This is a genomic window from Comamonas testosteroni (assembly GCF_030505195.1).
Taxonomy (GTDB): Bacteria; Pseudomonadota; Gammaproteobacteria; order Burkholderiales; family Burkholderiaceae_C; genus Comamonas; species Comamonas testosteroni_G.
Map to the genome: position 1 here is coordinate 2,583,700 of NZ_CP129672.1, position 13,566 is coordinate 2,597,265.

The window sequence follows — 13,566 nt, forward strand, 5'->3', positions numbered from 1 at the left end:
TGATTGACGTTGGCAGGAGTAAATCACAAAATTCGTATAGACAACTTTATGCAAATTACTGAAAGTTGTTCGGACATATAAGAGACATCCAGAGGGATTGACGGAGCAATTTCATGAGTATTGATACAGCAACGCTGGGTTCCTCTGGCGCTATCGAGAGCAGAACCATCGACATGGTTCCGGAGAGCGAGCGCCACGGCACGCCCTCCAGCCAGTTCACCCTCTGGTTCGGTGCCAACATGCAGATCACGGCCGTGGTGGACGGCGCCCTGGCCGTGGTCTTCGGCGCAGAAGCCATGACCGCCATCCTGGGCCTGCTGATCGGCAACATTCTCGGCGGCATCGTCATGGCGCTGCACTCGGCCCAGGGGCCGCGCCTGGGTCTGCCCCAGATGATCTCCAGCCGCGTGCAGTTCGGCGTCAAGGGCGCAGCCCTGCCGCTGGTGCTGGTGATCCTGATGTATGTGGGTTTCGCCGCCACGGGCACCGTGCTCTCGGGCCAGGCCATCAATCTGATGTTCGGCTTTCACAGTCCTGCGGCCGGCATCATCATCTTCGGCGCGCTCACGGCCCTGGTCGCGGTGGTGGGCTACCGGCTCATCCATGTGGTGGGGCGCATCTCCACCGTGGTCGGCATTCTGGGCTTTGGCTATCTGGCCTGGCAGCTGTGCCACCAGTTCGATGTGGTCTCGGCTTTCGGCCAGAAGCCTTTCACCTGGGCCAGCTTTCTCACGGCCATGGCCCTGTCGGCAGGCTGGCAGATGACGTTTGCCCCCTATGTGGCCGATTATTCGCGCTATCTGCCCACCAGGACCTCGACGGCCGCCACCTTCTGGACCACGTTCAGCGGCAGCGTCATCAGCTCGCAGCTGGCCATGACCTTCGGCGTGCTGGTGGCCGCCCTGGGTGCCAACTTCATCAAGAACCAGGTCGGCTTCATGGGCCAGCTGGCCGGCCCGCTGGCCGTGGTGATCTACCTGGTCATCGTCACTGGCAAGCTCACCGTGAACTGCCTCAATGCCTATGGCGGCTTCATGACCGTGCTGACAACGGTCAGTGCCTTCAACCGCAAAAAGCAGTTCACTGCGACATCGCGTCTGCTCTACATCCTGGGCTTTGTGCTGGTGACGGTGCTGGTGGCCCTGCTGGCGAGCTCCAACTTCCTGTCCACGTTCAAGAACTTCGTGCTGCTGCTGCTCACCGTGTTCGTTCCCTGGAGTGCCGTGAATCTGGTGGACTACTACCTGGTCTCCAAGGAAAAAGTGGACATCCCGGCGCTGTATGACAGCCAGGGCCGCTATGGCGCCTACAACTGGACGGCCCTGTCCTGCTATGTGATGGGCGTTGCGGTGCAGATACCCTTCATCAACCAGGCCATGTATGTGGGCCCGCTGGCCAAGGCCATGAACGGGGCCGACATCTCGTGGATCGTGAGCCTGATCGTCACCTCGCTCGTCTACTACCCGCTGGCCAGGAAAAGCATGAACGTGCCCAGCCAGATGATTTACCCCAGCCAGGTTCAAGCTGCGCCCATGGACGCAGACAAGAGCTTTGCCGCTACCACTTACGCCGTGCAAGCCGGCTGAATCCTCCCATCCATTCTTGAAGGATACGATCATGAACGCCAACGACGCCATCATCAGCGCGGCCAAGCAAGACCCCCGCTACGACGCCAGCCGAGAAATCCGCGCTCCCCGCGGCAGCGAGCTGCACTGCAAGAACTGGCTCGCCGAAGCGGCCTATCGCATGATCCAGAACAACCTGGACCCGGATGTGGCCGAGAACCCCAAGGCCCTGGTCGTCTACGGCGGCATCGGCCGCGCGGCCCGCAACTGGGAGTGCTATGACGAGATCCTGGCCCAGCTCAGGAAGCTCGAAGCCGACGAATCGCTGCTGATCCAGTCGGGCAAGCCCGTGGGCGTGTTCAAGACCCACCCCGATGCGCCGCGCGTGCTGCTGGCCAACTCCAACCTGGTGCCCAAGTGGGCCAACTGGGAGAAGTTCAACGAGCTCGACCAGAAGGGCCTGTTCATGTACGGCCAGATGACGGCCGGCAGCTGGATCTACATCGGTGCCCAGGGCATCGTGCAGGGCACCTTCGAGACCTTTGTCGAAGCCGGTCGCCAGCACTACAACAACGACCTGACCGGCAAGTGGATTCTCACCGCCGGCCTGGGCGGCATGGGGGGTGCCCAGCCGCTGGCCGGCGTGCTGGCCGGCGCCTGCGTGCTGGCCATCGAATGCAAGCAGTCCAGCATCGACTTCCGCCTGCGTACCCGCTATGTGGACAAGCAGGCCAAGGATATCGACGACGCGCTGGCACTGATCAAGCATCACACCGAAAAGGGCGAGGCTGTCTCCATCGCGCTGCTGGGCAATGCGGCCGAAGTCCTGCCCGAGCTGGTCAGGCGCGCCAAGGCCGGCGGCATCCGTCCCGACATCGTGACCGACCAGACCTCGGCCCACGACCTGATCAACGGCTACCTGCCCGCGGGCTGGAGCGTGGAGCAATGGAATGCCGCTGCGGCCGACCCCGGCCAGCACCCCACGCTCAAGAAGGCTGCTGCCCAGGGCTGCGCCCAGCATGTGCAGGCCATGCTGGACTTCCAGGCCATGGGCATTCCCACGGTGGACTATGGCAACAACATCCGCCAGGTGGCCCTGGACGAAGGCGTGAAGAACGCCTTCGACTTCCCCGGCTTTGTGCCCGCCTACATCCGTCCGCTGTTCTGCGAAGGCAAGGGGCCGTTTCGCTGGGTGGCGCTGTCCGGCGACCCCGAGGACATCTACAAGACCGATGCCAAGATCAAGGAGCTGTTCCCCGAGAACAAGCACACCCACCGCTGGCTGGACATGGCCAGGGAGCGCATTGCCTTCCAGGGCCTGCCCTCGCGCATCTGCTGGCTGGGTCTGGGCGAGCGCCACAAGGCGGCCCTGGCCTTCAATGAAATGGTCAAGAACGGCGAACTCAAGGCCCCCATCGTCATCGGCCGCGACCACCTGGACTGCGGCTCGGTGGCCAGCCCCAACCGCGAGACCGAAGCCATGAAGGACGGCACCGACGCCGTCTCCGACTGGCCGCTGCTCAACGCCCTGCTCAACACTGCGGGCGGCGCGACCTGGGTCAGCCTGCACCACGGCGGTGGCGTGGGCATGGGCTACTCGCAACACGCCGGCGTGGTGATCGTGGCCGACGGTACGGACGAGGCGGCGGCCCGCCTGAATCGCGTGCTCTGGAACGATCCCGCCACCGGCGTGATGCGCCATGCCGATGCAGGCTACGAGATTGCCGTGCAAGCGTCCAAGCGCCATGGCTTGAATCTGCCGATGGTGAAATAACTGTCACCCCCTGAGGCGCTTACGCCTAGGCGGCCCCACGCCTTCCCCCTCTCTCGCTCCGCGGGAGGGGGACGACAGCCTCGGTGCGGGGCGGCCCTTCCTCGCTGTCTCTCGCCTGGACCGCGCCAGTTTTAAGCCGCGTTTTGTTGTAGTTTTTGTGCTTTTGATCGATGCAACGCTTTGACCTGAACCAGATTGCGCCCAGCCCGTGGAAGAACGGGGGCGGCAGCACGCGCGAGATTGTCTGCTGGCCGCAGGGCGCGGGCATGGACAGCTTTGGCTGGCGCGTGAGCGTGGCCACGATTGCACAGGCCGGCCCGTTTTCGGCATTTGCGGGCATAGACCGCCAGATCATGCTGCTCGATGGCGACGGGGTGCGGCTGCACAGCGCCCAGGCCGGGCTTGAGCATGCATTGACCGAGCGCTGGCAGCCATTCGCCTTTTCGGGCGATATGGCGCTCGATTGCGATCTGCTGGGCGGCCCGTCCAGCGACTTCAATGTCATGACCCGGCGCGGGCAATGGTCGGCCCGGCTGGAGCAGCTCGGCGGCCGGGCCGAGGCGGGGCTGAGCGACGCAGGGCTTTGCATGGTGTTGCAAGGTGGCTGGAAATGCGCCGACGGGCGGATACTGCAAGCCGGCCAGGGCCTGTGGTGGAGCAGCGTCCGGCCCGAGCCGCTGGTCGCGCAGGCTGAGCAGGCCAGGCTGATCATGGTCAGCCTGACACCGCACAGCTAAAACAGGAGCAGCTTGCGCGCTTTGGTTGGTCATTTCAATGCGTATTGATATGGAAAATCAATAGAGGCAAGCGCATGAAGCTATGAAATAAGGAGCTTCATAGTTTGAATTGTCGTCATCGAACACGAGGAGCATCGCCATGGCGCAAGCTAATCCCCATCCCGCAGTCTCTGCCGACGGCTGCTGGCACAACCTGCGTCTGGCGCCGCAGCTGTATGTCTCCGAGGTGGCGGATATTGCCGAGGGCACGCTGGCCTGCATCGTGGTGCAGCAGGGCCGCATGGTCTGGGTGGGCCCGCAGGACGCCATGCCTGCCGAATACCAGGCGCTGCCCAGGCACGATGGCGCAGGGCGCCTGGCCACGCCGGGCCTGATCGACTGCCACACCCATCTGGTCTATGGCGGCGAGCGTGCCAACGAATTCGCCATGCGCCTGGCCGGTGCCAGCTACGAGGAAGTGGCCCGGGCCGGCGGCGGCATCGTCTCCAGCGTCAGGGCCACGCGCGAGGCTTCGGAGGACGAGCTGGTGGCGCTGGCGCTGCCGCGTCTTCAGCAGTTGCTGGCCGAAGGCGTGACGGCCATCGAGATCAAGTCGGGCTACGGCCTGGCGCTCGAACACGAGCGCAAGCAGCTGCGCGCCGCACGGCGCCTGGGCCAGCGGTGTGCCGTGACCGTGCGCACCACGTTTTTAGGGGCCCATGCGCTGCCGCCCGAGTACGCGGGCCGCAGCCAGGAATACACGGATCTGGTCTGCCAGGTCATGTTGCCGGCGCTGGCCGCCGAAGGTCTGATCGATGCCGTTGACGTGTTCTGCGAACGCATCGCCTTCTCGCTGGCCGAGACCGAGCAGGTCTTCCAGGCGGCCAAGGCATTGGGCCTGCCCGTCAAGCTGCATGCCGAGCAGCTGTCGAATATGGAGGGTGCCGCCCTCGCGGCCCGCTATGGCGCGCTGTCCTGCGACCATATCGAGCATCTGTCCGAGCACGGCATCGCCGAGATGCAGAAGGCCGGTACCGTGGCCGTGCTGCTGCCCGGGGCCTTCTACACGCTGCGCGACACCAAAGTGCCCCCGATTGAGGAATTAAGGGCCGCCAAGGTCCCGATGGCCGTTTCTACCGATCACAATCCGGGTACCTCCCCGTGCTTGAGCTTGCTGCTCATGGCCAACATGGCTTGCACGCTGTTCCGTCTGACGGTTCCCGAGGCTCTGGCCGGCATCACCCGGCACGCCGCGCAGGCTCTGGGCCTGCAGGACGAGCAAGGCCTGATTGCCGTGGGTCGCCCCGCCAATTTCGTGCTCTGGCCCGTGCAGCAGGCAGCAGAGCTGGCCTACTGGTTCGGCAACAAGCCTGACTGCACGGTGGTGCGCCAGGGCCTGATTGCACAGCAAGCCAAAGCCTGAATGCGGGGAGCGCGAAAGGTTGCTGATGTCTCACGAACAATTTCTCAATGAACTGATCTCCACTCTGGGGGCCGACGTGGCGCTGCGCGGCACGGACACGCCCGAGCGTTGCCGCACCGACTGGAGCGGCACGCCGCCCCGCCAGCCATTGGCGCTGGTGCGCCCACGCACCACGCAGGAAGTCAGCGCGGTCATGCGCCTGTGCAGCGCCCACAGGATTGCGGTGGTCCCGCAGGGCGGTCTGACCGGCCTGGCCGGTGCCGCAGTTCCGATGGAGGGGGCCGTGGCCCTGTCGCTGGATCGCATGAATCGCATCGAGGACATCGATGCCAAGACCGGACTGATGCAGGTGCAGGCCGGCGTCACCCTGCAAGCCGTGCAGGAGGCGGCCGTCGATGTCGGCATGGTGTTCGGCGTGGATCTCGGCGCTCGCGGCAGCTGCCAGATCGGCGGCAATGTCTCCACCAACGCGGGTGGCAACGGCGTGCTGCAGCACGGCATGATGCGCGAGCAGGTGCTGGGCCTGGAGGTGGTGCTGGCCGACGGCACGGTGCTGCCCATGCTGCGCCCCATGATCAAGAACAACACGGGCTACGACCTCAAGCAGTTCTTCATCGGTGCCGAAGGCACGCTGGGCATCATCACGCGCGTGCTGCTGCGCCTGCGTCCCGCGCCCCAGGCCACGGCCACGACGCTGGTGGCCATGCCCGATTTCGACTCGGCGCTGGCCGTGCTCAAGCGCATGCAATCGCGTTTCGGCAACAGCGTCGCGGCCTACGAACTGATGTGGGACAGCTTTGTGCAGGCCTCCATGGCCTGGCTCAAGCTCGCCGCGCCTTTTGAGCAGCGCTACCCCTTGCTGGCCCTGATCAATGTGGACGGCAAGGACGAGGCGCAGCTGCAAGGCGATGTGCAGCAGGTGCTTGAGGAAGCCATGGAAGCCGGCGAGGTGCTCGATGCCATCGTGGCCCAGTCGGTCGCCCAGGTGCAGCAGCTGTGGAAGCTGCGCGAGGCACCGGCCGAGCTCAACAACAATATGCATCCCGCAATCAACTTCGACGTGAGCCTGCCCCAGGCCGACATCGGCCGTTTTGCCCAAGCCTGCATGCAGGCGTTTGCCGCTCGCTGGCCCGCGCACCAGGCGCTGTACTTCGGCCATGTGGGCGACGGCAATCTCCATGTCTCGGTGGATGGCAAGACCGTCAACGGCGAATGCGAGCAGGTGGAGGAGCTTCTCTACCGCATCGTGGGCGAGATGCAGGGCAGCGTCTCCGCAGAGCACGGCATCGGCCTGCACAAGAAGCCTTATCTGAGCAACAGCCGCACGCCCGCAGAGCTGGCGGCGATGCGGGCCATCAAGCTGGCCCTCGATCCCCTGGGCCTGATGAATCCCGGAAAGGTGTTTGATCTATGACGAATGCTCTGGTGGCCTCGCTGGCCCGCGCCCAGGTTCGCCCGCTGCCCGCATACAACGCCGGCCTGTCCAATGAAGCGGTGCGGGCGCGCTATGGCGTGACCGATATTGCGCGACTGGCCAGCAATGAGAACCCTTTTGGCGTCAGCGCCTCGGTGCGCCGGGCGATTGCCGAGGTGGCCGACGATGTGGGTAACTATCCCGATGCCAACTGCACGGCCTTGCGCGAAGCCATTGCCGAGCGCACGGGGCTGCCCGCCGGACGGCTGGTGTTCGGCGACGGCTCGGAAGACCTGATCAAGATTCTCTGCGAGGTCTTTCTCGCCCCCGGCGATCTGGTGGTGACCCAGCGCCCCGTGTTCGGCCTGCACGAAATCTATCCCAAGATGATGGGCGCGGAGGTCGAGCTCCTTGAGCTGAACGACGAGCTGGGCTTCGATGTGTCCCGCTGGTGCGCAGCCGTGGCCAAGGCCCCCAAGATCGCCTTCCTGCCCAACCCGTCCAACCCCGTGGGCTGCATGCTGGATGCGGCGCAGTTTGCGCAGGTGCTGGAGGCCACGCCCGCCCACACCGTGCTGGTGGTGGACGAGGCCTATTACGAATACGCGCTGCATGACGATGACTACCCCGATGTGCTGGCCATGCTGGAGGCGCGGGTCGGGCCCTGGATCGTGCTGCGCACCTTCTCCAAGGCCTGGGGCCTGGCCGGCCTGCGCGTGGGCTACGGCATGGCCGACAGCGCCGAGCTGGTGGGCCTGATGGACAAGGTGCGCTCGCCCTTCAACGTGAACATGGCGGCCCAGCGTGCGGCGCTGGCAGCCTGGAACGATCCTGCGCACATGCGCAGCGGTGTGGCGACCACGGTGGCGCTGCGCGAAGATCTGCGCAGACAGCTGCTGGCGCTGGCAGGGCCGGGCCGGCCGCTGCAAGGCCTGCGCATTGCGCCCTCGGTCGCCAACTTCCTGTTTCTCGACCTGGGCCGTCCCAATGCCCCAGTGGCCGAGGCACTGCTCAGGCAGGGCGTGATCGTCAAGCCCTGGAAGGAGCCCGGCTTCGAGCATTTCCTGCGCGTGTCCATAGGCACCGAAGGGGACAACGCGCGTTTTGTGCAGGCCTTGCTGGCCGCGCTCGAGGTCTGAGCCATGAAGCTGTTCCGGGGGTGGACGATTGTTGTGGCGGCCCATGGCCTGCTCGCCCTGGCCTTCGGTGCCGCTTATTCCTTTGGCGCTTTTTTCAAGAGCATCCAGACGCAGTTCGATGCGGGCCGTTTCTCGGTGGGCTCGCTGTTTGCCGTGACGGCTTTGCTGTATTACTGCGTGGGAGCCGTTGCCGGTCCCCTGGCCGACCGCATAGGCCTGCGTCGCGTGACCGGTGCGGGGGTCTTGCTGCTGGCCACAGGCTTTGCGCTGGCCAGTCAGACCCGCTCGCTGGCGCAGCTGTTCTTGGTTTTTGGCCTGTTCGTGGGCGGTGGCGTGGGCCTGATCTACGTACCGGCCCTGGTGGCCGTGCAGCGCTGGTTCATACGGCTGCGCAGCCGTGCCTCCGGCCTGGCCTCGGCCGGCACCGGCGTCGGCACGTTCACCGCGCCGCTGTTTGCGGGCTGGCTGCTGGAGCAGCAGAGCTGGCAGATCGCCATGCAGTGGTTCGCGCTGGCCATCTTGCTGCTGGGACTGCCGGCCGCGCTGTCCATGGTCGGCCAGCCTTCGCAGCTGGGCCTGAGCTGCGACGGTGATCCTCACCCTGCCCAGGCCGCAGCCCAGGCGCAGGGCATGGAGCTGTCCCAGGCCTTGCGCAGCAGCAGCTTCGGCTGGTTTTTCCTCGCCATTTTCCTGGCTTCGGTGAGCCTGTTTGCCGCCTTGGTGCATATCGCTCCCATGGCCCAGGGCCTGGATATCGATGTTGTTTCAAGCCAGTGGCTGATCGCCCTGATAGGCGCCGGCAATGTGCTGGGTCGACCGTTGCTGGGAGGTCTCGGCGACCGGCTGGGTGCGCTGCGTCTGCTCATGGGTCTGAGCCTTTTTCTGGCCCTGCTGCACCTGCTGTGGTGGCAGGCCCACGGCTGGGCTGCGCTGGCCGTTTTTTCCCTGCTGTTCGGCGCGGCGCACGGCGGCTGCATCGCCCTGTTTCCCGTCCTGGCCGCCCAGTGGTTCGGCACCTTGCGGCTGGGGTCTATTTTGGGCATTCTCTACATCAGCGTGGGGCTGGCGGCAGTCGCCGGTGCCAGCGCGTCCGGCTGGGTGTTCGACCAGACTGGCGGCTACACCCTGGCCATCCAGGTCAGCGCCGCGCTGGCCTTGCTGGCCGTGGCTGCGCTGGCGCTTGCGGCCCGTGGCCAGCGTTTGGCTTCATCTCCTTCAGGCAGTTCGAAATGATCATGCACTCCTCCTTCTCCAGCGGCACACTCTTTGCCGAAGACGCCTTACTGCCCACGGGGTGGGCGCGCAACGTCCTGCTGAGCTGGGATGAGAGCGGGCGTCTGGCCGAGGTGCTCACCGATGTAGATCCGCAAAGCGGCGAGGCCGGCGAGGTCGATACCGCCATCCGCGCCGCTGGTCCGGTGATCCCCGGCATGCCCAATCTGCACTCGCATGCTTTCCAGCGCGCCTTCGGCGGGCTGACCGAGTTCCGCGGCCAGGCGCAGGACAGCTTCTGGAGCTGGCGCAAGCTGATGTACGGCTTTGCCAACCGCATGACGCCCGAGGCGCTGGAGGCGATTGCGACCTGGCTGTACCTGGAGATGCTGGAGGCCGGCTACACCTCGGTGTGCGAGTTCCACTATGTGCACCATGATGTGGGCGGCAAGCCCTATGCCAACGATGCCAGCCTGTCCCTGGCGCTGCTGCGTGCGGCGCAGAAGACGGGCATCGGCATGACCTTGCTGCCCGTGCTCTATCAGACCAGCGGCTTCGGGGGGCTGCCGCCTCGCGAGGATCAGGCCCGCTTCATTCGCAGCACGGACAATATGCTCTGCCTGCTGCAGCAACTGGAGCCCGCGACCAGGGCGCAGCAGGCCGCTCTGGGCCTGGCTCCGCACTCGCTGCGGGCCGTGCCCCCGGACAGCCTGAAAACCGCGCTCGCGGGCCTGCATGCCATGCTGCCCAAGGCGGTCGTGCACATCCATATCGCCGAGCAGACCCAGGAGGTGGATGACTGCCTGGCCTGGAGCGGTCAGCGCCCCGTGCAATGGCTGCTCGAGCATGCGCCTGTCGATGCGCGCTGGTGCCTGATCCATGCCACGCACATGACCCCCGAGGAATATGCAGGCGCGGCCCGCAGCGCTGCCGTGGCCGGCATCTGCCCCACCACCGAAGCCAATCTCGGCGACGGCATCTTCGACATGCCGGCGTGGCTCAGGCATGGCGGCCGCTGGGGCATTGGCTCGGACAGCCACGCCACGGTCAATGCGGCCGAAGAGCTGCTGATGCTCGAATACAGCCAGCGCCTGAGCTTGCGTCAGCGCAATGTGCTTGGCGGCGGCACCCAGCCCCAGGTGGCGACCTCCATGACCTTGCAGGCGGTGGCCGGCGGTGCCCAGGCCTCGGGCCGTGCCATTGCCGGTCTGGCCGTGGGCCAGCAGGCCGACTTCGTGGTGCTCGATGCCCGGCATGTGGCCCTCAACGGTCTGCCGGCCGACAGCGGCCATGCGGCCCATGTGTTTGCCAGCCATCGCACTTCGGCCATTGCCGAAGTCTGGGTTCGCGGCCAGCAGCGTGTGCAGGCCGGCCGCCATGCGCTGCACGAGGTTGCGCAACAGGGTTTTGTCCAGGCCCGCAAGGCATTGCTGCAAGGCGCCTGAGCGCGGCTTGCCATCAGATTTTTGACACAAGAGAGACGCTCCATGAGCCAAGCCATCGCCCCCTTTGTCTTTCACCAGGGTACGGCACCGCTGCTGATTTCCATGCCGCATACCGGCACCCATGTGCCGGCCGACATTGCGGCCCGGCTCACGCCCGAAGGGCGCGAAGTCCACGACACCGACTGGCACATGCCGCAGCTCTACGACTTCGCCAAGGCACTGGGCGCATCCATGTTGGTCGCCACGCATTCGCGCTATGTCATCGACCTGAACCGTCCGCCCGATGGTGCCAGCCTCTATCCGGGCCAGAGCGTGACCGGGCTGTGCCCGGTTGACGGCTTCGACAGCAAGCCCCTGTATGCCAGCAAGGACCTGGAGCCCGACGAGGCGGAAGTCGCCCGCCGCCGCGAGCTTTACTGGCAGCCCTATCACGCGCAGCTGCGCGCCGAGCTCGATCGCATCAAGAGCCAGCATGGCGTGGCCATGCTGTGGGATGCCCACAGCATCCGCTCGGTGCTGCCGCGCTTTTTCGAGGGCAAGCTGCCCGACCTGAACCTGGGCACCGCCGACGGCAAGAGCTGCGCGCCGGCACTGGCCCAGCAACTGCTGGACATCGCGCAGCAGGCACCGGGCCACACCAGCGTGCTCAATGGCCGCTTCAAGGGCGGCTTCATCACGCGCAACTATGGCCAGCCGGAGCAGGGCTTTCATGCCGTGCAGCTGGAGATGACGCAGTCCAGCTATATGCAGGAGCAGATGCCGTTTGACTACCTGCCCGAGGTCGCGGCGCGCATCCAGCCCACCATGCAGCGTTTGCTGCAGGCTGCTCTGGCCTTCGCCCAAGCCAGCGGCCGCTGAGCCGAGACTAGTGGCCTTCGGCCTGCAGCTCGTCGCCTAGCCAGCGGCGCGGCCCCGGGCCGCCGCGCTGGCATTGGTCGCCGGGGTTGTACATGCTGCAGACCTTGAGCGACAGGCAGCCACAGCCTATGCACTGGTTCAAGCTGTCGCGCAGACGCTGCAATTCGTCGATGCGCTCGTCCAGCCGCTGCTGCCAGATGCGCGACATCTTCTGCCAGTCGCCGCCCGTGGGCACATGCCGCGTCGGCAGCCGCGCCAGCTGCGCGGCAATCTCCTCCAGCGTGAACCCCACGCGCTGCGCAAACACGATGTAGGCGATGCGCCGCAGGCCCGAGCGGTGGTAGCGCCGCCTTCCGCCGCTGCTGCGCACCGATTCGATCAGACCCAGTGACTCGTAAAAGCGCAGCGCCGATGCGTTGACGCCGCTGCGCTGTGCGAAGTCGCTGATGCTCATCAGCGGATCATCCTCAATTTTCATGATGTCTTTCTCCGGGGCTTGACTTAAAGTTCACTTGAACTTGAAGAATGCCGCCATTGTGATCGATAGCCGGTGGAGCCGCAATCAACGGCCCATTCGCTGGCCGGAGTTCTTCTGATATTCATAGCTGTATCCGATTGATGAAAAACGATTTCAGATAGTTTTGTGTCTGAAGTCGTTTGTTAGAAAGCGATAGCAGCTATCTTTATTGAATATCCCCCGGCGGCCTGCCAATGCTTTTCACAAGCCTGGCTGCTCCTGCACCTTATCGGCAGATGCGGCCGTTCCGTCAGGCCTGCTGCCGCCAGCAGGGCGGGCGCATTCATTCAGGGAGAGTCCATATGTCAGTCCACTCCACGCCGCCGCTGCGGCCCTTGCTGCTGGCCGGCGGCCTCGCGGCGCTGGCCCTTTTGTCCGGCTGCGGCCGTCCCGGCGCGGGCGATGCCCATGCCGGCAACGGCCCGCCGCCCGCGCCCGAGGTGCAGGTGGCCGATGTCGCCTTGCAGGCCATACGTCCCTGGGACGAGTTCAACGGCCGCATCGAGGCCGTGGAGTCGGTGCAGCTGCGCTCGCGCGTGTCGGGCTATATCGAGCGTATCGCCTTCGCCGAGGGCCAGGAGGTGAAGAAGGGCCAGCTGCTGTTCGTGATCGACCAGCGGCCCTATCGCGCAGCCCTGGCCAGCGCCCAGGCCCAGCTCGAACGCGCGCGTGCCGCTGCCGGGCTGGCGCAGACGCAGGACCAGCGCGCGCGCCAGCTGGTGGCCGAGAATGCGGTCTCGCGCGAGGAGGCCGACACGCGCTCCGCAACGCTGGCCCAGGCCACGGCTCAGGTGCGTGCGGCCGAGGCCGAGCTGGCCACCGCGCGGTTGCAGCTGGACTTCACCGAGGTGCGCGCGCCCATCACGGGCCGTGCCAGCCGCGCCCTGCTCACCGTGGGCAATATGGCGCAGGCCGACCAGAGCGTGCTGACCACCCTGGTCTCGCAGGACCCGGTGTATGTCTACTTCGATGCCGACGAGCACAGCTTTCTGCGCTACCAGAAGTCAGGTCTGGCCGGTCAGGGCCGCGCGGTGCGCATCGCCCTGGTCGGCGACAGCGGCTTCGCCCATACCGGCACGCTGGACTTCAGCGACAACCAGCTGCAGCCGGGCACGGGCACCATGCGCCTGCGCGCGCGTCTGGCCAACCCCGAGCGGACGCTGACGCCGGGCCTGTTCGCACGCGTGCAGATGCAAAGCGGCCCGCAGCGGCAGGGGGCCGAGCCCCAGGCCCTGCTGATCGACGACAAGGCCGTGCTCACCGACCAGGATCGCAAGTACGTCTATGTGGTGGGCGAAGGCAATCTGGCCGAGCGTCGCGACCTCACGCTGGGTCGCATGGTCGATGGCCGGCGCCTGGTGGAAAAGGGACTGGCCGCGGGTGACCGGCTGGTGGTGGGCGGCGTGCAGCGCATCTACTACCCCGGCATGCCCGTCAATCCCAGGCCGGTGGCGGCTGCGGCCGTGCCGCCCGTGCCCGCCGCTGCGCAGTAAGGGGGAGTGC

At 65.8% G+C, this 13,566-nt stretch carries 11 protein-coding genes; 10 read left to right on the forward strand and 1 reads right to left on the reverse strand.

Annotation, left to right across the window (positions count from 1 at the left end):
- Nucleotides 1–113 precede the first annotated feature (113 nt).
- From QYQ99_RS11755 to hutG, 9 genes are all read left to right on the forward strand, one after another.
- Nucleotides 114–1,586, forward strand: a complete 1,473-nt coding sequence (locus QYQ99_RS11755) for a purine-cytosine permease family protein (RefSeq protein WP_302092798.1) — start codon at nucleotides 114–116, stop codon at nucleotides 1,584–1,586.
- Between the two features lie 31 nt (nucleotides 1,587–1,617).
- The gene (gene hutU / locus QYQ99_RS11760) at nucleotides 1,618–3,339 is read left to right on the forward strand and encodes a urocanate hydratase (RefSeq protein ID WP_302092799.1); all 1,722 of its coding nucleotides are present in this window, start codon (nucleotides 1,618–1,620) and stop codon (nucleotides 3,337–3,339) included.
- Between the two features lie 170 nt (nucleotides 3,340–3,509).
- The gene (locus QYQ99_RS11765; protein WP_302092800.1) at nucleotides 3,510–4,076 is read left to right on the forward strand and encodes a HutD/Ves family protein; all 567 of its coding nucleotides are present in this window, start codon (nucleotides 3,510–3,512) and stop codon (nucleotides 4,074–4,076) included.
- Between the two features lie 139 nt (nucleotides 4,077–4,215).
- A complete protein-coding gene (gene hutI / locus QYQ99_RS11770; protein ID WP_302092801.1) occupies nucleotides 4,216–5,478 on the forward strand; it encodes an imidazolonepropionase in 1,263 nt (420 codons plus the stop codon).
- Nucleotides 5,479–5,503: 25 nt separating this feature from the next.
- Nucleotides 5,504–6,892 carry an FAD-binding oxidoreductase gene (locus QYQ99_RS11775; RefSeq protein ID WP_302092802.1) on the forward strand — a complete coding sequence of 463 codons (1,389 nt, stop codon included), beginning with the start codon at nucleotides 5,504–5,506 and terminating at the stop codon, nucleotides 6,890–6,892.
- Nucleotides 6,889–8,031: a histidinol-phosphate transaminase gene (locus QYQ99_RS11780; RefSeq protein ID WP_302092803.1), complete on the forward strand. Its 1,143-nt coding sequence runs from the start codon at nucleotides 6,889–6,891 to the stop codon at nucleotides 8,029–8,031. The genes QYQ99_RS11775 and QYQ99_RS11780 overlap by 4 nt, the downstream gene beginning before the upstream one ends.
- 3 nt (nucleotides 8,032–8,034) lie before the next feature.
- Complete coding sequence (locus QYQ99_RS11785; protein WP_302092804.1) at nucleotides 8,035–9,264, forward strand: MFS transporter; 1,230 nt, start codon at nucleotides 8,035–8,037, stop codon at nucleotides 9,262–9,264.
- A complete protein-coding gene (locus tag QYQ99_RS11790; protein ID WP_302092805.1) occupies nucleotides 9,261–10,688 on the forward strand; it encodes a formimidoylglutamate deiminase in 1,428 nt (475 codons plus the stop codon). The genes QYQ99_RS11785 and QYQ99_RS11790 overlap by 4 nt, the downstream gene beginning before the upstream one ends.
- A gap of 42 nt (nucleotides 10,689–10,730) precedes the next feature.
- Nucleotides 10,731–11,546: an N-formylglutamate deformylase gene (gene hutG / locus QYQ99_RS11795; RefSeq protein WP_302092806.1), complete on the forward strand. Its 816-nt coding sequence runs from the start codon at nucleotides 10,731–10,733 to the stop codon at nucleotides 11,544–11,546.
- A 7-nt stretch (nucleotides 11,547–11,553) separates the two neighbouring features.
- Here the strand turns inward: hutG and soxR are convergent, their stop codons facing one another.
- Nucleotides 11,554–12,024 (reverse strand): redox-sensitive transcriptional activator SoxR, encoded by a 471-nt coding sequence (soxR, locus tag QYQ99_RS11800; RefSeq protein ID WP_302092807.1) that lies wholly within the window; start codon nucleotides 12,022–12,024, stop codon nucleotides 11,554–11,556.
- A gap of 341 nt (nucleotides 12,025–12,365) precedes the next feature.
- Between soxR and QYQ99_RS11805 the strand changes: the two genes are divergently transcribed.
- Nucleotides 12,366–13,556 carry an efflux RND transporter periplasmic adaptor subunit gene (locus QYQ99_RS11805; RefSeq protein ID WP_302092808.1) on the forward strand — a complete coding sequence of 397 codons (1,191 nt, stop codon included), beginning with the start codon at nucleotides 12,366–12,368 and terminating at the stop codon, nucleotides 13,554–13,556.
- Nucleotides 13,557–13,566: the final 10 nt, after the last annotated feature.